Source organism: Pseudomonas thivervalensis (assembly GCF_001269655.1).
GTDB classification, from domain to species: Bacteria; Pseudomonadota; Gammaproteobacteria; order Pseudomonadales; family Pseudomonadaceae; genus Aquipseudomonas; species Aquipseudomonas thivervalensis.
This window is the reverse complement of record NZ_LHVE01000007.1, coordinates 757,235-775,828: the sequence shown is the minus strand read 5'-3', so window position 1 is coordinate 775,828 and position 18,594 is coordinate 757,235. Positions and strand designations below refer to the sequence as shown.

The window sequence follows — 18,594 nt, the reverse complement described above, 5'->3', positions numbered from 1 at the left end:
AATCAAATCTATAGCTAATGAAACTAAGCAAACGACCTTTCAGTCACCTATCTTGACCTCAAGATCTGCCAATCTGGCTGACGCCGGAACGTTACCCAACGGCTCAGAGGCGCCATCAAACGGCACCGGACAAACGTTCATCCGGCAGGATACGGATCCGCTCGTACGTTCACATTGATTAAAAACCGCAAGACCGATAAGGAGATCACCCCTGTGGTGGATGCACAGCAATCGTTGGATTCAATTTCCCCTGGCATCTCCTCTGGCGACGACCCTTACGGCGCCACCTTCCTCGCAACGGCCGACTGAAATCCGAACGAGAGCCAAAGGAAGCCGTTCATGGCAATCACGCAAAACAACCGTTTGGTGCAGGTCGACAGTCCGCTCGGCGGCGATGTCCTGTTGCTGCAGGGCATGGAAGGCAGCGAAGAACTGGGGCGGTTATTCCACTACGAATTGGACCTGACCTCCGAAGACCGGGCGATCACGTTCGACCAGTTGCTGGGCAAGCCGATGGGCCTGACCCTGGAGCTGTACGACGGCGGCAAACGCTATTTCCACGGCATTGTCTGCAGTTGCCGGCAGTTGACCGGGCACGGCCAGTTCGCCGGTTACCGCGTCAGCCTGCGACCCTGGCTCTGGCTGCTCACGCGCACCTCCGATTGCCGGATTTTCCAGAACAAGACCGTGCCGGACATCATCAAGCAGGTGTTCCGTGACCTCGGCTTCTCCGATTTCGAAGACAGCCTGAGCGGCAGCTACCGCGAGTGGGAATATTGCGTGCAGTACCGCGAAACCAGCTTCGACTTTGTCAGTCGACTGATGGAGCAGGAAGGCATCTATTACTACTTTCGCCATGAGAAGGCCCGCCACGTGCTGGTGCTGGCCGACGCCTACGGTGCCCACTCCACCGCGGCGGACTATGCCTCGGTGCCCTTCTACCCACCCGATCGGCAAATGCGTGAGCGCGATCATTTCTACGACTGGCAACTGGCACGGGAAGTCCAACCCGGCTCGCTGGCGCTGAACGACTACGACTTCCTGCGTCCGCGCGCCAGCCTTGAGGTGCGCTCCAGCGTGCCGCGCAACCACACCAACGCCGACTACCCGCTCTACGACTACCCCGGTGAATACGTCCAGAGCAACGATGGCGATCACTACGCGCGTACTCGCATCGAAGCCATTCACAGCCAGTTCGAGCGTGTGCAGTTGCGCGGCCGGGCCCGCGGAATCGGTTGCGGTCATGTGTTCACGCTGACCGGATACGACCGTGCGGACCAGAACCGCGAATACCTGGTGGTGGCCGCCCGTTATCAGATTCGTCAGGATGCCTATGAAAGCGGGCAGTCGGACGTCGCCGAACAGTTCGTCAGCGAGCTGGACTGCATGGATGCCAACCAGGCCTTCCGCCCTCTGCCCCTCACGCCGATGCCCATCGTCCGTGGGCCGCAGACCGCCGTGGTGGTGGGGCCCAGTGGCGAGGAGATCTGGACCGACCAGTATGGGCGGGTCAAAGTGCATTTCCACTGGGATCGCCATGACCAGTCCAATGAAAACAGCTCCTGCTGGATTCGCGTGTCCCAGGCCTGGGCCGGCAAGAACTGGGGCTCCGTGCAGCTGCCGCGGATCGGTCAGGAAGTGATCGTCAGTTTCCTCGAGGGCGATCCGGATCGGCCGATCATCACCGGTCGCGTCTACAACGCCGAACAGACCGTGCCCTACGCGCTGCCCGCCAATGCCACCCAGAGCGGGACGAAAAGCCGTTCAAGCAAGGGCGGCTCACCGGCCAACTTCAATGAAATCCGCATGGAGGACAAGAAAGGCGCCGAGCAATTGTTTATCCACGCCGAGAAGAACCAGGACATCGAGGTCGAGAACGACGAGACCCATTGGGTGGGCCACGACCGCAGCAAGACCATCGACAACGACGAGACCGTGCACGTCAAGCATGACCGCACCGAAACCGTCGATAACAACGAAACCATCACCATCGGTGTGGATCGCAAGGAAAAGGTCGGCAATAACGAAACCATCTCCATTGGCGTGAACCGCACCGAGGATGTCGGCAGCAACGAGAAAATCACCATTGGCGCCAATCGCACCGAGAACGTGGGCAGCAACGAGACCATCACCATCGGCGCGGACCGCACGGAAAAGGTCGGTGCCAACGAGACGATCACCATCGTCAGCAATCGCACCGAGGACGTGGGCGGCAACGAAACGATCGGCATCAAGGGCAACCGTAACGAAACGGTCCAGGGCAACGAAGGGATCGAGATCAACGGCAACCAGAGCACCCAGGTCGGTCAGAACGAATCCCGTGACGTATCCCAGAACCGCAGCACCAACATCAAGCAGAGCGACACCTTGGACGTCGGCAAGCACTTCGCCCTCACCGCTGGCGACTCCATCAGCCTGACGACGGGCGACGCCAGTATCACCCTGAAGAAGGATGGCACCATCATGATCAGCGGCAAGAACATCACCCTCGACGGCTCCGGCGCGATCAAGATCAAGGCCGACAGGAACGTGGTCGTCAAAGGCCAGAAAATTCTGCAGAACTAGCCAAGGAGCGTGCGCGATGACTGTCGAATATCAACTGCCCACCGCCTCCACTACCACGCCGGTGCGGGTGGATGGCGTCGTGATTGGCCTGCTGCTGGATGTGCCCAAGGCGGACGCTCCGGTCGTGGCGTTTCCCGGCTGCCCGGCCGAGGGCGGCCTCGCCGCGCGCACCACTACCCCCCTCAGTCGCGAGGACATCGGTGCCCAGGTCGCGCTGATGTTCGAGGCCGGCGACCTGACGCGGCCTTTGGTGATCGGTCGCATCCAGCGTTTGCCGCAAACCGCCACGCCAGCCGTCGCCCACCTGGACGGCGAACGCTTGGAGTTCACCGCGGAGCGGGAAATCGTCCTGCGCTGCGGCAAGGCGAGCATTACCCTTACCCGCGAAGGCAAAGTGCTGATCCGAGGGACCTACCTGTCGAGCCGATCATCCGGCGTGAACCGCATCAAGGGCGGCTCGGTGCAGATCAACTGAGGCAATGACGCCATGGAATTGGTAAACAAGACCCGTCTCGTTGGCGGTTATACGACCTCAACCGATAAAACGGGCCGTGAATGGCTGGTCGTGGTAGCAAAAGGAACCTATGGCATTCCAGATCACCCTGGACATACGCCCCGCCTGCTCGAACAACAGGTTCCGCTGGTCATGGCCGATGTATTCCCAGGTGAACCGAGTGAATCAGCGGCCTTGTACGAAAACGATTTTGCACTGCACAAGCCACGCTGTGATGTCCTGCTGAATGGTCACTGTCACGCCCCCAATGGAGAGCCGGCAACGGAGGTGAACGTAGCGCTGAAGGTCGGGACGCTTGTAAAAGCCTTCAAAGTGATTGGGGCACGAGTCTATGAGGATAGCGCCCTCTCATACTCGATAAGCAAGCCTGTTCCATTCACCATCATGCCGATTACCTATGCGCAGGCCTTTGGCGGCGTGGATCGGACGCATGCAGACCCGGCCAGACACAAATGGTACCCATGGAACCCTGTTGGCGCCGGTTTTTACCCCGCGGCAAGCAGTGCTCAGACCAATGGCTTGCCGCTCCCCAATACCGAAGAGCTGGACAGGCCCGTCACCGCCCCGAACGAACATTACAAGCCAATGGCATTTGGCCCGATTGGCCGAGCATGGCAGCAACGTATCCGATGGGCTGGCACCTATGATCAGGCGTGGCTTGATCATCAATTCCCCTTTCTTCCTGAGGATTTTGACTTGCGCTACTTCCAGTGCGCACCCGAGGACCAGCAAATTGACTATCCCCAGGGGAATGAAGAAGTTGCGCTGCTTAATCTGAGCGATAAAGGCCGGTCGGCATTCAGGCTTCCGGCAAACCTGAAACTACCGATGCTTGTTGTTTTTCATGACGACAGCGCGCGGGAAACAGCTGCCGTGGTCGACACTGTCATTCTTGAGCCTGACGCGAATCGCCTGACGCTGACCTGGCGAGCGTCTTCACCGCTCGGGCGCAACATCAAGGAAGTCGCCAAGGTCATCGTCGGGCAAACCGCCGAACAGTTCGAACAGGCCAAGGCCAACGAAGAACGCATGCGAGGTAAGCAGCACTTCAAGTCATTGGCTCAACTCGTGGCGTGGACAAAGCAAGCGTATCCTCCCGCGGAAGAGGAGATATGACGTCCATGCAGGGGCCCGCCCTCTTCGTCACCAGCATGGGCATGGCTTGTCCCGTGGGCCTGTGCGTCGCCAGCGCCTGTGCTGCCAAGCGAGCCGGGCTTTCCGCACTCCAGGAGCTGCCGTTCCTCGACAACGCCTGCGAGCCCATCATCGGTGCGACGGTGCCCAGCGTTGACCTGGCGCTGCCGGCCTCAACGCGGATGTCCGAGCTTTTGATGCATGCACTGGTCGAGCTGATACACAGTGCGCCCAAACTGGATTGGCAAGCGGTGCCTTTTCTCCTGTGCCTGGCTGAACCGGAGCGTCCAGGCATCGACATCAGGGAAATAGCCCAGACCGTCATTCAGGATGTTTCCTCCAGGTTGGGCATCCGATTCGATCCAAACCATTCCAAGATCATCCCCTCCGGCCATGTTGCCGGCATGCATGCCCTCCATGAAGCCAGTCGCTTAATGCAGGAAACGCGCGCCCCCGCCTGCGTGGTGGCGGGCGTTGACTCGCTGCTCAGCGCCTCGACACTGCAATGGCTGGATAACCATCGCCGGCTGAAAACGGCCACTCACAATGACGGCTTGTTTCCTGGCGAAGGAGCCGCGGCCATCCTGGTTCAGGCCTATCGGCAACCTGGCACCTGCCTGGCAATTTCAGGCCTGGGTTTTGGGCAAGAAGAGGCGCCTCTGTTGTCGAACAAGCCCCTGCGAGCAGGGGGACTGACCGACGCCGCGCGCACGGCGCTTGCGCAGGCAAAACTGGGGTTACATGAAATTGATTGGCGCCTGTCGGATGTCACGGGGGAGCAATACGGGTTCAAGGAATTGCCCTTGATGGAAGCGCGGCTTTTTCGGACGGTCAGAAAAGAGGACCAGCCGCTGTGGCATTGGGCGGAAGCGATGGGTGACACCGGGGCCATCGCCGCAATCGTCCAATTGATACTCGCCGAGCAGGCGTTTCGCAAAGGCTACGCACCGGGAACCACTGCGATCTGTCTGAGCAGCGCCCTGGCTGGCGCGCGTGCCGCCGCCGTCGTGCGCGACCTCAGTCGATCCGAGGGGGGCCTATGAGCTGCGACGTTTACGCAAACGGCGATGAGATTGCCTGCAAGGCGGGTGGTGGCAAGGTCATCGCGGCGTTCCCGGATGTTTGCCTGACGCCACCACCGCCTCCGGGAGGGCCGATCCCGGTGCCCTACCCGGACACCTCGTTCTCCAAGGACATGAAGAAAGGCAGCAAGACCGTCAAGATCGAAAACAAGGAGATCATGCTAAAAAATCGCTCCTTCTATAAAACCTCACCGCTGGGCGATGAAGCCGCTACAAGAAGCCAGGGTGCAGGCGTCATCACTCACGTCATTACCGGCAAGACCTATTTTGTTTCATGGTCAATGGATGTTCTTTTCGAAGGCCAGAACGTAGACCGACATACCGACCTCACCACCTCGAATCATGCCAGCCCTGCGGCGAATGCGGCGGTGCCCATGGTCAACACCGCCAAATACAGCCCGGTGCAACAAGACTCCAAAGTGCCGGGCAAGCATAAGTGTGAATGCTGTGGCGGCGCGGCGCACTCCAAGGCCCAAGCGAACGGGGAGTACATGTCGGAAGCTGAGTTCTACGACACCGCGCAAAGTCCCGAGAACGCTGCCGTCCTCGCCAAGGTCCGAGCGAACCCCAAGTGCAAGCACCTGCTACCGCCCGCCGGGAAGCCACCGAGCGGTTGCAATAAATACTACAAGACGGACACGCGGGAGAAAAAGAACATTGAGAACGACTGGGCAATGAACAGACCCAGTTATATGGAATGGAAAGGCGTGAGCCAGGGCGACCCAGTTGCCCATAGAGTCCCCAAGGCGGCCGGAGGTTGCCCCGCCGGCCAAGGAAATCTGGCGCCCACTGGCCGCAAGTGTGCCAAACTCGAAACAGAGTTGAGTGCCCTGCAAGACAAACGCGCCAATAGTTTTCGAAGGTCCTAGCGATGAGCGCTGCCACTTACAAGTACACCCACCGACCAGACTTCCTTCACGATTGCTTCTATTGGAAAGGCCGCGGATACCACTACGTCAGTGCGGCCCCCGAAGCCGTGTTGTCGCCTGACGGATGGCAGAGCAATGACCCCTGGATTGCACTTGCCTCGACTCTGGAGCGTGCAAAACATGCAGATTACAGTCATGTTTCCCAGCTCAGGAAATGGATATTGGACACCGATAGCGCGCCAACGCTGGTGTCGGCCTGCCTGGGCCTGACCGCGGATGCGGGCCTGGATACGGATTTGGATTTCCTGGCCGAACTCATGATCGACGGACCCGACTATCTACGCATCGAGGCTTGCCTGGCGGCTCAGTGGTCGGGTGTTCTATGGCTGATACCGTTCATGGTCGAAGCGCGGCGCATGCTGGAACGACGAGCCGATCAGGAAGCCGTAGAAGCGAACATTTCAAACCTTCTTGACCCCGTGGGCGGCCAGCCCGATTTCTACGACAGTGGTCTGAGCGAAGGCGACTACCGGGCGGCTGTCGATTCGCGACTTGCCAATCTGAAGAACGCCCATGGGAACGACAGAATTTCGATCTTGGGCGGCCTACCGGTCGATATGAACAAACAGGCCTGGTTCATGCGCAAGGCCCTGGCCCCAAAAAACACTGACGAATGGATCGATTGGAGCGGCTTTTTGCTCTGGAGACGGAAGTTCGAGGTGTACACCGGGGTTGACTGCTCCAGCTTCTATGGAAAAAACGGCGACTTCCAACCCCTGAATGCAGCGGTCGTCCTGGACCAATACATGGCCTCTCCCCAGCACTTCGAAGTCGGTGGACGTTATTTCTTTGGAAACCTGGTGCCGTAACAAGACAGAGGCGTCATGGTCCCCATCTCATCAATGATCGAGCAACATGCCGAAGAAGCTTGCTTCCTCATCCTCCTGCACGATCACGCCGTACGAGCGCCCCATTACGACCTTGATGACCTGAGCAAACTGGACGAGCGTATCGACGCCCATCTCGATGGCCTGCGCATCGCCGGCTCGACAGGCCTGGAGACCCTGCTGGCCCAGCTCGGCCCGCACACCGTCGGCGAGATGTTCGCCAGTGTGCTGCTGTCCTTCGAAGCGGCCAATGCACAGGCGCTGTCGCGGCTCAGCGAGCACCTGAGAACGGCCATGGAAACCGAGCGAGGTTACCTGATGGCCTTGGGGTGGCTCGACTGGGAACGGGTATCGCCCTGGATCGACCGCATGCTCTCCTCCCCCGAGCCTCTGTTCCGCCGCCTCGGCCTGGCAGCCTGCGGCATGCATCGCCACGATCCTGGTCCCGCCCTGCTGGCCGGACTTTCCGATGCCGCCCCAAGCGTGCTGGCACGTGCCGCCCGCACAGCTGGCGAGTTGCGTCGTCGTGACCTGCTGCCAGCGATTCGAGCCCAGTGTCTACAGGTAGACGCCGCCACGCGCTTCTGGGCCAATTGGGCCGCCGCCCAGATGGGTGATCAGCAGGCCTTGGAACCTCTGCGTTCATTCGCCGAGCAACCGGGCGAATTTCAATACCGCGCGCTCTGCGTGTTGCTGACCTGGCAGGAACGCGAGCCCAGCATCGCCTGGATACGCCAGTGGGTGCAGGATCCCAGGGATCGACGCATCGGCATCCAGGCCCTTGGGCTGCTGGGCGATCCGGTCTGCGTTCCGTGGTTGATCCAGCAAATGAGCGACCTGCCCTATGCCCGGGTCGCCGGCGAAGCCTTCAGCCTGATCACCGGTGCGGACCTGGCGTTACTCGACCTGGAATTGCAGGCCCTGCCGGATTTCGATGCGGGCCCGAACGACAACCCTGAGGACCCCAACGTGGCCATGGACCCCGACGAGAACCTGCCCTGGCCCGACCCGCAGGCAATCGATGGCTGGTGGCATGCCAATGGCGGAGACTTCCAGGTGGGTAATCGTTATATGCTGGGCTTGGCCCATGGCGAACACAGTTTTCAGCAAGCCCTTGTCCGCGGCCAGCAACGCCAGCGCGTCGCCGCCGCCTGCGGTCTCGCGCGCTTTCGTCCAACCGAAGTGCTTTTCCCCACCAGCGCACCGGCCTGGCGGCAAAAGCGGTTGTTGGGATGACGGCGGCGTTCGGGCGTTGACCAGGGTGTGTATAGCGCTGCGACGCCCGCAATCAATGACACCCCCTTGGAGGCACCATGCCGAACGCAAGCGGAAAGAACCCTGTGGCACTCATCAGTGGGGTTGGCAGTGAGATCGGAATCGGTATGGCGATCGCCCGCAGGCTGGGTAACGCCGGCGCCAGACTGATCATCACTGCCAGCAGTGCTCGTATCCTCGAACGCGTCGCAGAACTGCGTGCCGAAGGGTTCGAAGTCGAAGGACGGGCCCTCGATCTTACCGATGAAACCCAGGTCCGTGAGTTTATGGAGTGGGCAGAATCCGTCTGGGGGCAGGTCGATATTCTGGTGAACAACGCAGGCATGGCCATGCAAGGCAGTCCGGAGTTCTTTTCCGACTTGGCGACCATGGACCTGCACACCTGGAACCTGACACTGGCGCGAAATCTCACCACGGCCTTTCTGCTTACCCGGGCGGTTCTGCCCGGTATGCGGGCGCGCCGTTACGGGCGCATCGTCAACATCAGCTCCACGACCGGCACCCGCTGCAGCAACCCTGGTGAAGCGGCTTACAGCGCGGCGAAGGCGGCGATGGTTGGCATGAGCATGAGCCTGGCGCTGGAAGTCGCCCAGCAAGGCATCACGGTAAACAGCGTCGCGCCCGGCTGGATCAGCACAGGGTCGACCACCGCCGAGGAAGCCAAGGCGGCCGGTTACACGCCAATGGGCCGCGCCGGACGCCCCGAAGAGGTGGCGGCACTAGTGGCTTTTCTTGCGTCTTCAGAGGCGAGCTACCTCACTGGCGAAGTCATTGTGGTGGATGGCGGGAACTGCCTGGTCGAGAATAAGGCGCCTTGAGCTGAACAGGCGCCCCGGGCATTCGCCACGATTCGCGTCATAGGCCCAATAACCGCACGGCGTTACCGTGAGCGATGAGCGCCTTGTCCGCCTCAGTGATAGGCAGGCTATCGAGGAAAGCGCGAGCGCCATCCAGGCTCTGGTAGGGATAGTCGATGGAATACAGGATACGCTCGGCCCCCATGAGCGCGTGGATAAACTGGAAGTGCGGGAGCGTGAGCATGCCACTGGGCGAAACGTAGACATGCTCGCGGTAAGTCTGGCCGATGGGACGTTTCAGGCCGCTGGCTTCCTGAGGAATGGAATCTTCCAGGCGCTGCAGGAAAAACGGCACCATTTCGCCCCAATGCCCGCTGATGACTTGCAAATGGGGATGCTGGTCGAACACACCCGCGAGCAACATCCGCACGACTTGAATACCCGCCTCGTTGTGCCACCCCCAAGCAAACATCGAAAGGCGTGCACTGAGTTCGCGCTCGAACCCGCCGTAATACGCTGTTTGAACGGCAGGCAGCGGCAGCCCCGGATGGACGTACAGCGCCACGTTCAACTCATTGAAGGCGGCGAGAATCGGGGCATAGCGAGCATCATCGAGGAAGGTGTCCCCAGGGCGACCATTGATCAGCGCGCCCTTGAGGCCGAGCACCTTCACCGCCCTCTCCAACTCACGCGCCGCCGCCTCGGGTGCCTGCCACGGAAGCGTGGCAAAACCGCTGAAACGATCGGGATGAGCCTGTGCCGTCTCTGCCAGTTTGTCATTGGCGGCACGACACAGCTCAATGGCTTGCGAGGCGGGCAACAGCTGAGGAAACCCGCCATAGGAAAGCACCTGCATGCTGATTCCCGCCGAGTCCATGTCGAGCAAGCGTGACTTGCCTGTCTCCAGCGCCTTGCGTGCTGATTCGCTGGGCGCAATAACATGCGGTCGATCGGGGTCCGCGACCTGTACGCCATCGACCACCCGGCTGCCCCAGTCAGAAAGATAGGGGGCCTCGGCACGTACGAGGGCCTGGGTGGCAATGCCCATGGCGGGGTCGAGTACGTGCTCTTCAACACAGATCAGTTGCATAGTGCCCCCTAGTCACAAGTCATCACGCTAACAGCGCATCTCGCAGTGCTTCGCCCAGGCTGGCGGCGGACTGCGGGTTCTGACCGGTGATGAGGCGACCATCGACGACCACATTGTCCGCCCAGTTAGCCGCCTGCTGGTGATGTGCGCCGCGTCGGGTGAGCGTCGAGGCCAACAGGAATGGCACAACATGGGTGGACTGCACTTCCTCCTCCTCGTTGTCGGTGAAGGCGGCGACCCGCTTACCGGCCACGAGCAGGCTACCGTCGGCTCGACGTGCGTTGACCAAGGCGGCCGGCCCATGACAGACCGCCGAAACGATGCCACCGGCCGCGTCGATTTCGCGGATCGCCGCGTGTACGGCAACGTTATCGGGGAAATCCCACATCGTACCGTGGCCGCCGGCGAAGAAAATGGCCGAGTAGCGTGCCGGCTCCACCTCATTCATGGGCAAAGTGTGCTCAAGCGCATGGCGGAAATCGGTATCGGCCCAATAGCGGGCAATGACCGGATCACTCATATCCTCCAGGCCATCCAAGGGCGCGGCACCGCCGTTGATGGAGGCCAATTCGACACGGATGCCCGCCTCCTGCAATTTTTCCAATGGATGAGTGACCTCGGCCAAGTTGAAACCGGTGGGAAGGCCAGACGCGCCCTTTACCGCGTTGCTGGTGACGACGAAAAGGACTGGGTTGAGCTCAGAAGCTTGCTGGGTCATGGTCTTGGGCCCTTGGTTGAAACGAAGAAGGCTGGTGCGTTGCTCACGATGCCTGCGCCGCAATAATCGTCAGGCGTTATCGGGCGCGAAGAGCATTTCCCAGTTCATGAAGGGACCGAGCGGAATGATCTCCCAGTCGATGAGCCCGGCTTTGGCCAAGGGGAACGCGTTCAACGCCTCCCTGGCGGATTCCACAGTGTCGGCCTCGGCGATAATCGCCACGCCTGGGCGATCCTGGCGAAAATAAAAGTCGCGCACGATGCCGCCCTTGTAGAGCTGCCAGGCGTGACGGGCTTCGTCGAGCAGGTGCGGCTGATATTTCTCAAGACTGGCGCCAGGTTGAGGAATGTCGAGACAAAGCAGTTTCATGGTACGGCTCCTTGGTCGGGATACATGGCTCGGGTGAAGTCGACGCACTGGCGCCGCCTGGACACCAATATCAATGAAGCTGTAGCTTATAGTGGAATAATAATCTCCATTACCGATATTTTTTCCCCACAGAGTTGAACCATGGGAACCAATCCAGGAGCCAGGGCCGTATGAGAGATCCATTGGATGGCGTTGCGCTGTTCGTCGAAGTCGTGCACGCCGGTGGGTTTTCCCGGGCGGCGCAACAGCTGTCGCTGACGCGATCGGCGGTGGGCAAAGCGATTGGTCGGGTGGAAGAGCGGCTGGGCGTTCGCCTGTTTCATCGGACCACCCGGACCCAAAGCCTGACCGAGGCCGGCCAGGTATATTACGAACATTGCCTTCGCGCCTTGGAGGAAGTCCGCTCGGCTCAGTCCCTGCTGGAATCGGGCCAGCAAGAGATCACCGGGCGCCTGCGTGTAACGATGCCGGTCTTGTTCGGCCAATACTGCGCCGGCCCGATCTTGCTGGAACAGGCCCACCAGCATCCCAAGCTGGAACTTGAATTGCATTTCAGCGACCAGTCCGTAGACCTGATTGCCGAAGGCTTCGATCTCGCGATTCGCTTTGGTCCCTTGGCGCAACTCAGCGGTCTGCGCGCACAACGTCTGGCGGTCCAGCAAAAACTGCTCTGCGCATCGCCAGGCTACCTGGCCAAAAACGGGCAGCCTCGCAGCCTGCCAGAATTGCTCGGCCACGACGCGGTGCTGTATCACCGGCGCGATTACACGCAACCCTGGGCCGTTACGGATACCGACGGTCAACTCAAGACGGTGTCTCTTTCCCCGCGCATTCGTTTGAATGACCTTTCATTGATCGCCGATGCTGTCGAGGCCGATATGGGAATCGGCTGGCTGCCTTCGTGGCTGGTGCGTGATCGCTTGCGCTCCGGTGTCCTCGTCCAGCTCCTGGAAACGCATCCGCCCACCACGATGGACTGTCATGCCGTTTCACCCGAGATGCGGCAAATGCCTATGCGGCTGCGCCACATCATTGACGTGCTTGCCAGCCAACTGCCAGAAATCATGAAGCTGTGAGCCAGAAAAACCGTCACCCACAGAGTGCCGCCAGTGGGTGAGTCATTGAATTACCCATCCCTTGCCAGGAGTTGTCATGAACATTCGTCAATGGTTTTCCAAATGCGCGATGGTGCTTTGCCTGCTTGCATCCGGCGGGACCGGCGCGCAGACATTTCCATCCACGGTGGTGGTGCGTGTCGCACAGCTCGAGATCGATCCGGAGCAACTGCAACGCTATACCCAGATCGTCAAGGAAGAGATGGAGATCTCCGCGCGCGTGGAGCCTGGGGTAATTGCCATCTATTCGGTGGCGGATAAAGACCACCCTCACTTGCTCCACTTCTTCGAAATCTACGCTGACGAGCAAGCCTACCTGTCCCACATCGGGTCTGCGCATTTCAAACGGTACGTAGAGCAAACCAAGTCGATGATCCTCTCCAGACGGTTGATCGAGACGACGCCGATCCAACTGAGTTCGAAGTGAAACCGGAACGATGTCTTCCAAGCCAGGCAGATGCCTTGCGGAAAAACGATGGTGACAGAAACTGACCCTGTCGATGGTTAGAGTGAAACGGTTGGTCGCAGGAAACGATGCGCTTAGCACCCCTGCCCCAGCCCTGTTCCCTCTCATCCATCATCCAGAGTAAGCGTCGGCTATGAAGCGTATCCAGTATTACCATTACGGCGGGCCGGAAGTGATGAAGCTCGAGGCCTTCACGTTGGCTTCGCCAGGCCCGGGCGAAGTCGCTGTGAACATCCGATTCGCCGCCATCAATCCTATCGACTGGAAGTTGCGCCTTGGCCAGATGAAGATTGTCACGGGCAGGTCCTTCCCCCGAGCCATGGGCATGGACTTCTCGGGCACCGTCATGGCAGTGGGCAGTAACGTGACGCGGTTCAAAGTGGGGGATGCTGTTTTTGGGCTCGCTCGTTTCAAGGAAAGTGGTGCCTTGGCAGAAGCCGTGATCACCAAGGAATCGCTGCTGGCCAGCAAACCCGATGACGTCTCCTTCAAGCAGGCCGCTTGCCTCGGGACTCCGGGCATGACCGCCTGGAACGGATTACGGGACAAGGCCGGGCTGAGCACGGGCCAGCGTGTCTTCATCAATGGTTGCAGTGGCGCGGTCGGTGAAGCCTGCGTGCAGATAGCGCGCATGGTCGGGGCCACTGTCACCGGCTCGTGCAGTGAAGAGACGCTGGAGCGGGCGCGGCAGCTCGGGGTCGATACGGTTCACGACTATCGCCAAACCGATCTGTCCACGCTGCCTGAACGTTTCGATGTGGTGTATGACACGGCGGCCACGATGTCCCTGCCGGTCGGCCTCAACCTGCTGCGCAAAGGCGGCGTACTGCTTGACCTGAATCCAAGCCCCGGCAAGTTCCTCCGTTCGTTCTTTGACAAGCGCTTGAAACCCGTCATCTGCACGCCGCGTCCGGACGTCCTCGACACGCTCGCCCAGGCCGCCCAGAATGGCCGCTTCCGGCTTCCTGTAGCGGAGGTGGTGCCTCTCGACGATGCGATCGAGCTTATCGCGGCCATTGAGGGGGGCAGGAAATTGCGTGGCAAGGCCCTTGTGGCCATGGACTGAAGCGTGTCAAGAAGCCATAGATTATTCGACCTCATGCAGGTGCTACGGCGCCATCGCGGGACCGTTTCCGGTGTCACGCTGTCCCGCGAGCTGAATGTGTCATTGCGGACCATCCGACGGGACATCATCACGCTGCAGTCGATGGGTGCGGAGATCGTTGGAGAACCCGGCGTTGGCTACATCTTGCGTCCGGGCTTTCTGTTGCCGCCCTTGAGTTTCACTGAGGAAGAGATCCAGGCGTTGATGGCCGGCGCACAGTGGGTCAGCCGCCAAACCGATGCAGGCCTGGCTCGCGCTGTTCAAAATGCATTGGCGAAAATCGACAGTGTCCTGCCGCCGCACATGCGGCGAACTTTGGACAGCGACACGATCTATGTCAGTCGCAATCAAGGCGCGGCGGCGCTGGATCTGGCGCAGGTCCGGCTGGCACTTCGCGAACAACGAAAAATGCAGATCGTCTACAAGGATGAAAACGGGGAACAGACGCAGCGAACCCTCTGGCCGATCATGCTCGGGTTTGTCGAGTCGCAGCGGTATATCGCAGGCTGGTGCGAACTGCGCGGCGACTATCGTCTATTCCGAACGGACCGGATCATCAGGGTGGAAGTCCAGGAGGAGCGCTACGCCCGCCCCAGGCAACAGCTGGTCAAGGAGTGGCGCTCCCGGGAAGCGCACCCGTGCAAACAGAAGGATTGCAGCTAGGACCAGCGCGGTTCCCCTGTGGGAGGGAGCTTGCTCGCGATAGCGATGGTTCAGCTACAGGGCCACAAGGACTTCGAGAACGGCACGGTCCTGTGGCGAGGGAGCTTGCTCCCGCTGGGGCGCGCAGTGGCCCCCAAAAGGCGATGAGCGCTGCGCACTCAAGCGGGAGCAAGCTCCCTCGCCACAAAAGCGCCCAAGCGTCACTTGAACAATTCACTGCTCATGAAATCAATGAACACCCGCAGTTTCGGCGACAGGTGCTTGCTTGAAGGCCAGAGCATGCGGAAGGTGTTCTGATACCGGTTGAAGTCATCCAGGACGGTGACCAGCTCACCGGCGGCGATAGCCTCACGCACGGTGAAATCCGGTACGCAGGCAATCCCCAGCGCATCGCGCACCACATGCAGCAACGCCTCCGTGGTGTTGCAGACCAGCGTGGCCGGCAGGTTGAGATCCGACTCCCCTGCCCCGTTTACTGGCCAGACTTGCATCCTGCCGGTGCTGGGAAATTTGTACAACAGGCAGGCATGCCGCTGCAGGTCCGCCGGCACGCTCGGCGTGCCGTGTGCGGCGAAGTACCGGGGCGAAGCGACCACAACCAACTTGAACGTGCCCAACGGGCGGGACATCAGCCGGGAATCGTTCGGCTCCCCGGTTCGAATGACCGCATCGAAACCTTCCTCGATGATGTCCACCAGTCGATCGGAAAAATCCAGGTCCAATTCGATACTGGGGTAGCGGCGCATGAAGGCGATCAGCGTCGGCATGACCAGATCCGCAACGAGGGGCAAACTCACGCGCAGCTTGCCCCGCGGCGCTTCGCGGGTTTGTGACAACTCCTGCTCGGCCGCTTCGACTTCGCAAAGAATGCGCCGGCAACGCTCGAGGAACAGCGTGCCTTCCGCCGTCAGCGTGATACTGCGCGTGCTGCGATGAAACAAGCGGACACCCAGCCGTTCCTCGAGCCGCGCCACGCTCTTGCCCACCGCCGAGGACGAAATGCCCAGCGCCCTGCCCGCCTCTGAAAAGCTGCGGGTTTCGGCTGCGCGCACAAAAAAATCGATCCCGCTCAGTGATTCCACGCCAGGCTCCTATTGCGGACATTTTTTCCGATGTGTTGCGCACTCTAGCATTATTGTCTCGCCATGAATGGGCACTTACCGTAGTCGGCACCTATCAATCTGCGATTGACGCCGCCGTCCGGCGGGTCAGAAGCGCTCCAAGCAGGTGACACATGACGATTGCCAATACCCATATCGACGTCGATGCTGAACTGGTCCAGTAATTTTGGACATTTTTTTCGGTTCTCACGCAGCCAGCTTTTCCGCTGCTACAGGTGAGTGGTAACCGTTGTAACTGTGGCGCCTGACATTGTTGTAGCGCGTCACATAGCGGTTTATATCAACTCGGGCTTCGTGTTCCGAGTTGTATCCCTCTTCAGGCACCCACTCGGACTTCAAACTGCCAAAAAAACGCTCCATCGGGGCGTTATCCCAGCATTGGCCTTTTCGACTCATGCTCTGCTTAAGCTCGTGCGCCACCAGTTCGTCCCGGAATTTATGGCTGGTGTACTGACATCCCTGGTCAGAATGGAACAGTACGCCTTTAGGTCGCCCTCTCAATTCGACGGCCATTCGCAGTGATTCGCGCGCCAGTGTCGCGTCGGCGACCAGTGAAAACGACCAGCCCACTACTCGTCGCGCAAATAGATCCAGAACGACTGAGAAGTAGAGCCAGCGCTTGCCCAGCTGGATATAGGTGATATCTGCGCACCAAACCTTATTGATATCAGCTACGTAAAACTCACGGTCCAGCTCATTCTCAGCCACCAGCGACTCAACGCCCGATGACTTGTACTTGTGAGGTCTGCGCTGACGGCTAGCGATCCCAGCTTCCTTCATCAACCCGCGGGCCATATAGCGGCCCACCTGATGGCCGTCGCCCCGCAGGTCTTCGGAGAGGGTTCGTGCACCTGCCGAGCCTTTTGATGCCTTGTGGTATTTAATTAGAACAACCTTGAGCGCTTCGCGCTCCGGGTTGGTTTTACCTTGGCGCTGACGCCAGGCGTAATAGCTGCTGCGGTTGACTTCAAACACGCGGCAGCAGTCTGTAATGCCGTACTGCTCGCCTAGCTCACTGATCAGAGGGAATGATCTTTGGAGTCTAAAAGCAGGAGAGCACTGGCCTTTTTTAGGATTTCGATATCCCGGTCTTTCTGCCTGAGCAGGGCTTTAAGTTCCTGGATTTGCTTCTGATCGGCGGTGATTGCCTTGGTACCGACAAGCGTCGATCCGGCGCGCTCTTTTCGCACCTGCTCGACCCAGCGGCGCAGGGCTGTTGGGCCGATATCCAAGCTGGCACAGATCTCGGGAATCGGCTGATCCTCATCGAGCACCATGCTTGCAGCTTTGAGTTTGAACTCACTGGAATAGGATTTTCGCATCATCATGCACACCTCAGATTTGGGCGCCATCATAGCGCCCTATTGATGTGTCCAAATTCATTAGGCCAGATCAGGCTCGCTCCCACAGTGGCTACTGCTTATGGACTCAGTCCGCCAATCGCCAGGTCGTCCCGCCCTTCCCGTCTTCCAGCACCACGCCCATGGCGGTGATCTGGTCGCGGATGCGGTCGGATTCGGCCCAGTCCTTGTTGGCCCGCGCTGTCAGGCGCGCCTGGATCAACGCTTCGACCTCGGCGGCGTCCACGCGACCTTCGGCGCCGGCCTGCAGGAAGTCATCGGCTTCGAGCTGCAACACACCCAGCACGCTGGCCAGCTCTTTCAGGCGGGCCGCGAGACCGGCCGCGGCATTGAGATCGCTCTCACGCAGGCGGTTGATCTCACGCACCATCTCGAACAGCACCGCGCAGGCTTCCGGCGTGCCGAAGTCGTCGTTCATCACTTCGGTAAACCGCGCCACGAACGCTTCGCCACCGGCCGGAGGCACGGCGGGCAGGCCCTTCAAGGCATGGTAGAAACGCTCCAGGGCACCCTTGGCGTCCTTGAGGTTGTCTTCCGAGTAGTTGATGGCGCTGCGGTAATGGCTGGACACCAGCAAATAACGCACGACTTCCGGATGGTACTTGTCGAGCACGTCGCGGATGGTGAAGAAGTTGTTCAAGGACTTGGACATCTTCTCGCCATTGATGCGGATCATGCCGCAATGCATCCAGGCATTGGCGTACGTCTTGCCGGTGGCCGCTTCGCTCTGGGCGATTTCGTTTTCGTGGTGCGGGAACTCCAGGTCACTGCCGCCGCCATGAATGTCAAACGTCTCGCCCAGGCAGCAGGTGGACATCACCGAGCACTCGATGTGCCAGCCCGGACGCCCGGCGCCCCATGGTGAATCCCAGCTAGGCTCGCCCGGCTTGGCGCCTTTCCACAGCACGAAGTCCAGCGGGTCTTCTTTGGATTCGTCGACTTCGATGCGTGCGCCGATGCGCAAGTCCTCGATCTTCTTGCGCGACAACTTGCCGTAGCCCATGAACTTGGCAACGCGGTAGTACACGTCGCCATTGCCCGGCGCGTAGGCGTAGCCCTTGTCGATCAAGGTCTGGATCATCGCCAGCATGCCGGGGATGTGATCCGTGGCACGGGGTTCCAGGTCCGGCTTGAGGATATTGAGGCGAGCCTCGTCCTCGTGCATGGCGTTGATCATGCGCTCGGTCAGCACATCGTAAGGCTCGCCGTTTTCACGGGCACGGTTGATGATCTTGTCTTCGATGTCGGTGATGTTGCGCACGTAGGTCAAGTCATAACCACTGAAACGCAACCAACGGGTCACCAGGTCGAAGGCGACCATGCTGCGACCATGGCCGATGTGGCAGTAGTCGTACACCGTCATGCCGCAGACGTACATGCGGACCTTGTTGCCATCCAGCGGCTTGAAGACTTCTTTGCTCTTGGTGAGCGTGTTGTAGATCGTAAGCACAGGGTTTCCCTTA

At 60.0% G+C, this 18,594-nt stretch carries 19 protein-coding genes; 12 read left to right on the top strand and 7 right to left on the bottom strand.

Annotation, left to right across the window (positions count from 1 at the left end; genetic code table 11):
* Positions 1-339: 339 nt before the first annotated feature.
* The 8 genes from AD659_RS11190 to AD659_RS11155 all read left to right on the top strand — a co-directional run bounded on the left by AD659_RS11190 (position 340) and on the right by AD659_RS11155 (position 9,144).
* Positions 340-2,565, top strand: coding sequence for a type VI secretion system Vgr family protein (locus AD659_RS11190; RefSeq protein WP_053121135.1), 2,226 nt, complete (start codon positions 340-342; stop codon positions 2,563-2,565).
* A gap of 16 nt (positions 2,566-2,581) precedes the next feature.
* Positions 2,582-3,040 (top strand): DUF6484 domain-containing protein, encoded by a 459-nt coding sequence (locus AD659_RS11185; RefSeq protein ID WP_053121133.1) that lies wholly within the window; start codon positions 2,582-2,584, stop codon positions 3,038-3,040.
* Positions 3,041-3,052: 12 nt separating this feature from the next.
* Positions 3,053-4,195, top strand: a complete 1,143-nt coding sequence (locus tag AD659_RS11180) for a DUF2169 family type VI secretion system accessory protein (protein WP_053121131.1) — start codon at positions 3,053-3,055, stop codon at positions 4,193-4,195.
* Entirely contained in the window at positions 4,192-5,256 is a 1,065-nt protein-coding gene (locus tag AD659_RS11175; protein ID WP_231987691.1) for a 3-oxoacyl-ACP synthase, read from the top strand. Before AD659_RS11180 ends, AD659_RS11175 begins: the two co-directional genes overlap by 4 nt.
* Positions 5,253-6,164, top strand: a complete 912-nt coding sequence (locus AD659_RS30355; protein WP_053121129.1) for a DUF4150 domain-containing protein — start codon at positions 5,253-5,255, stop codon at positions 6,162-6,164. The genes AD659_RS11175 and AD659_RS30355 overlap by 4 nt, the downstream gene beginning before the upstream one ends.
* A 2-nt stretch (positions 6,165-6,166) precedes the next feature.
* On the top strand, positions 6,167-7,033 hold the full coding sequence (locus AD659_RS11165) for a hypothetical protein (RefSeq protein ID WP_169788899.1): 867 nt from the start codon (positions 6,167-6,169) through the stop codon (positions 7,031-7,033).
* Between the two features lie 15 nt (positions 7,034-7,048).
* A complete protein-coding gene (locus AD659_RS11160) occupies positions 7,049-8,287 on the top strand; it encodes a TIGR02270 family protein (RefSeq protein ID WP_053121127.1) in 1,239 nt (412 codons plus the stop codon).
* Positions 8,288-8,364: 77 nt separating this feature from the next.
* Complete coding sequence (locus AD659_RS11155) at positions 8,365-9,144, top strand: SDR family NAD(P)-dependent oxidoreductase (protein ID WP_053121125.1); 780 nt, start codon at positions 8,365-8,367, stop codon at positions 9,142-9,144.
* Positions 9,145-9,181: 37 nt separating this feature from the next.
* Here AD659_RS11155 and AD659_RS11150 read toward each other — a convergent pair whose 3' ends face one another.
* The 3 genes from AD659_RS11150 to AD659_RS11140 form a co-directional block, all read right to left on the bottom strand.
* Complete coding sequence (locus tag AD659_RS11150) at positions 9,182-10,213, bottom strand: amidohydrolase family protein (protein WP_053121123.1); 1,032 nt, start codon at positions 10,211-10,213, stop codon at positions 9,182-9,184.
* Between the two features lie 22 nt (positions 10,214-10,235).
* The gene (locus AD659_RS11145; protein ID WP_053121121.1) at positions 10,236-10,931 is read right to left on the bottom strand and encodes a type 1 glutamine amidotransferase domain-containing protein; all 696 of its coding nucleotides are present in this window, start codon (positions 10,929-10,931) and stop codon (positions 10,236-10,238) included.
* A 69-nt stretch (positions 10,932-11,000) separates the two neighbouring features.
* The gene (locus AD659_RS11140) at positions 11,001-11,300 is read right to left on the bottom strand and encodes a hypothetical protein (protein ID WP_053121120.1); all 300 of its coding nucleotides are present in this window, start codon (positions 11,298-11,300) and stop codon (positions 11,001-11,003) included.
* Positions 11,301-11,482: 182 nt separating this feature from the next.
* On the opposite strand from AD659_RS11140, the gene AD659_RS11135 reads away from it, so the two are divergent.
* The 4 genes from AD659_RS11135 to AD659_RS11120 all read left to right on the top strand — a co-directional run bounded on the left by AD659_RS11135 (position 11,483) and on the right by AD659_RS11120 (position 14,649).
* Positions 11,483-12,376, top strand: coding sequence for a LysR family transcriptional regulator (locus tag AD659_RS11135; protein WP_231987693.1), 894 nt, complete (start codon positions 11,483-11,485; stop codon positions 12,374-12,376).
* A gap of 76 nt (positions 12,377-12,452) precedes the next feature.
* Positions 12,453-12,842 carry a putative quinol monooxygenase gene (locus tag AD659_RS11130; protein WP_053121116.1) on the top strand — a complete coding sequence of 130 codons (390 nt, stop codon included), beginning with the start codon at positions 12,453-12,455 and terminating at the stop codon, positions 12,840-12,842.
* 172 nt (positions 12,843-13,014) lie between these two features.
* The gene (locus AD659_RS11125; RefSeq protein ID WP_053121114.1) at positions 13,015-13,947 is read left to right on the top strand and encodes an NAD(P)-dependent alcohol dehydrogenase; all 933 of its coding nucleotides are present in this window, start codon (positions 13,015-13,017) and stop codon (positions 13,945-13,947) included.
* A gap of 3 nt (positions 13,948-13,950) precedes the next feature.
* Positions 13,951-14,649, top strand: a complete 699-nt coding sequence (locus AD659_RS11120) for a helix-turn-helix transcriptional regulator (protein WP_197676975.1) — start codon at positions 13,951-13,953, stop codon at positions 14,647-14,649.
* 200 nt (positions 14,650-14,849) lie between these two features.
* On the opposite strand, the gene AD659_RS11115 is transcribed toward AD659_RS11120, so the two are convergent.
* The 4 genes from AD659_RS11115 to cysS all read right to left on the bottom strand — a co-directional run bounded on the left by AD659_RS11115 (position 14,850) and on the right by cysS (position 18,581).
* On the bottom strand, positions 14,850-15,731 hold the full coding sequence (locus AD659_RS11115) for a LysR family transcriptional regulator (RefSeq protein WP_053121110.1): 882 nt from the start codon (positions 15,729-15,731) through the stop codon (positions 14,850-14,852).
* 225 nt (positions 15,732-15,956) lie between these two features.
* The gene (locus AD659_RS11110) at positions 15,957-16,763 is read right to left on the bottom strand and encodes an IS3 family transposase (RefSeq protein WP_231987738.1); all 807 of its coding nucleotides are present in this window, start codon (positions 16,761-16,763) and stop codon (positions 15,957-15,959) included.
* Positions 16,764-16,789: 26 nt separating this feature from the next.
* Complete coding sequence (locus tag AD659_RS30165) at positions 16,790-17,098, bottom strand: transposase (protein ID WP_231987638.1); 309 nt, start codon at positions 17,096-17,098, stop codon at positions 16,790-16,792.
* 100 nt (positions 17,099-17,198) lie between these two features.
* Positions 17,199-18,581 carry a cysteine--tRNA ligase gene (gene cysS, locus AD659_RS11100; protein ID WP_053121108.1) on the bottom strand — a complete coding sequence of 461 codons (1,383 nt, stop codon included), beginning with the start codon at positions 18,579-18,581 and terminating at the stop codon, positions 17,199-17,201.
* Between the last annotated feature and the right edge of the window lie 13 nt (positions 18,582-18,594).

What these genes read in the sequence shown, in the direction of transcription:
- AD659_RS11165 (WP_169788899.1), top strand. Translation starts at nt 6,167, where the DNA reads ATGAGCGCTGCCACTTACAAGTACACCCACCGACCAGACTTCCTTCAC.
- AD659_RS30165 (WP_231987638.1), bottom strand. Translation starts at nt 17,098, where the DNA reads ATGATGATGCGAAAATCCTATTCCAGTGAGTTCAAACTCAAAGCTGCA.
- AD659_RS11175 (WP_231987691.1), top strand. Translation starts at nt 4,192, where the DNA reads ATGACGTCCATGCAGGGGCCCGCCCTCTTCGTCACCAGCATGGGCATG.
- AD659_RS11140 (WP_053121120.1), bottom strand. Translation starts at nt 11,300, where the DNA reads ATGAAACTGCTTTGTCTCGACATTCCTCAACCTGGCGCCAGTCTTGAG.
- AD659_RS11130 (WP_053121116.1), top strand. Translation starts at nt 12,453, where the DNA reads ATGAACATTCGTCAATGGTTTTCCAAATGCGCGATGGTGCTTTGCCTG.
- AD659_RS11125 (WP_053121114.1), top strand. Translation starts at nt 13,015, where the DNA reads ATGAAGCGTATCCAGTATTACCATTACGGCGGGCCGGAAGTGATGAAG.
- AD659_RS11190 (WP_053121135.1), top strand. Translation starts at nt 340, where the DNA reads ATGGCAATCACGCAAAACAACCGTTTGGTGCAGGTCGACAGTCCGCTC.
- AD659_RS30355 (WP_053121129.1), top strand. Translation starts at nt 5,253, where the DNA reads ATGAGCTGCGACGTTTACGCAAACGGCGATGAGATTGCCTGCAAGGCG.
- AD659_RS11180 (WP_053121131.1), top strand. Translation starts at nt 3,053, where the DNA reads ATGGAATTGGTAAACAAGACCCGTCTCGTTGGCGGTTATACGACCTCA.
- AD659_RS11160 (WP_053121127.1), top strand. Translation starts at nt 7,049, where the DNA reads ATGGTCCCCATCTCATCAATGATCGAGCAACATGCCGAAGAAGCTTGC.
- AD659_RS11145 (WP_053121121.1), bottom strand. Translation starts at nt 10,931, where the DNA reads ATGACCCAGCAAGCTTCTGAGCTCAACCCAGTCCTTTTCGTCGTCACC.
- AD659_RS11155 (WP_053121125.1), top strand. Translation starts at nt 8,365, where the DNA reads ATGCCGAACGCAAGCGGAAAGAACCCTGTGGCACTCATCAGTGGGGTT.
- AD659_RS11150 (WP_053121123.1), bottom strand. Translation starts at nt 10,213, where the DNA reads ATGCAACTGATCTGTGTTGAAGAGCACGTACTCGACCCCGCCATGGGC.
- AD659_RS11185 (WP_053121133.1), top strand. Translation starts at nt 2,582, where the DNA reads ATGACTGTCGAATATCAACTGCCCACCGCCTCCACTACCACGCCGGTG.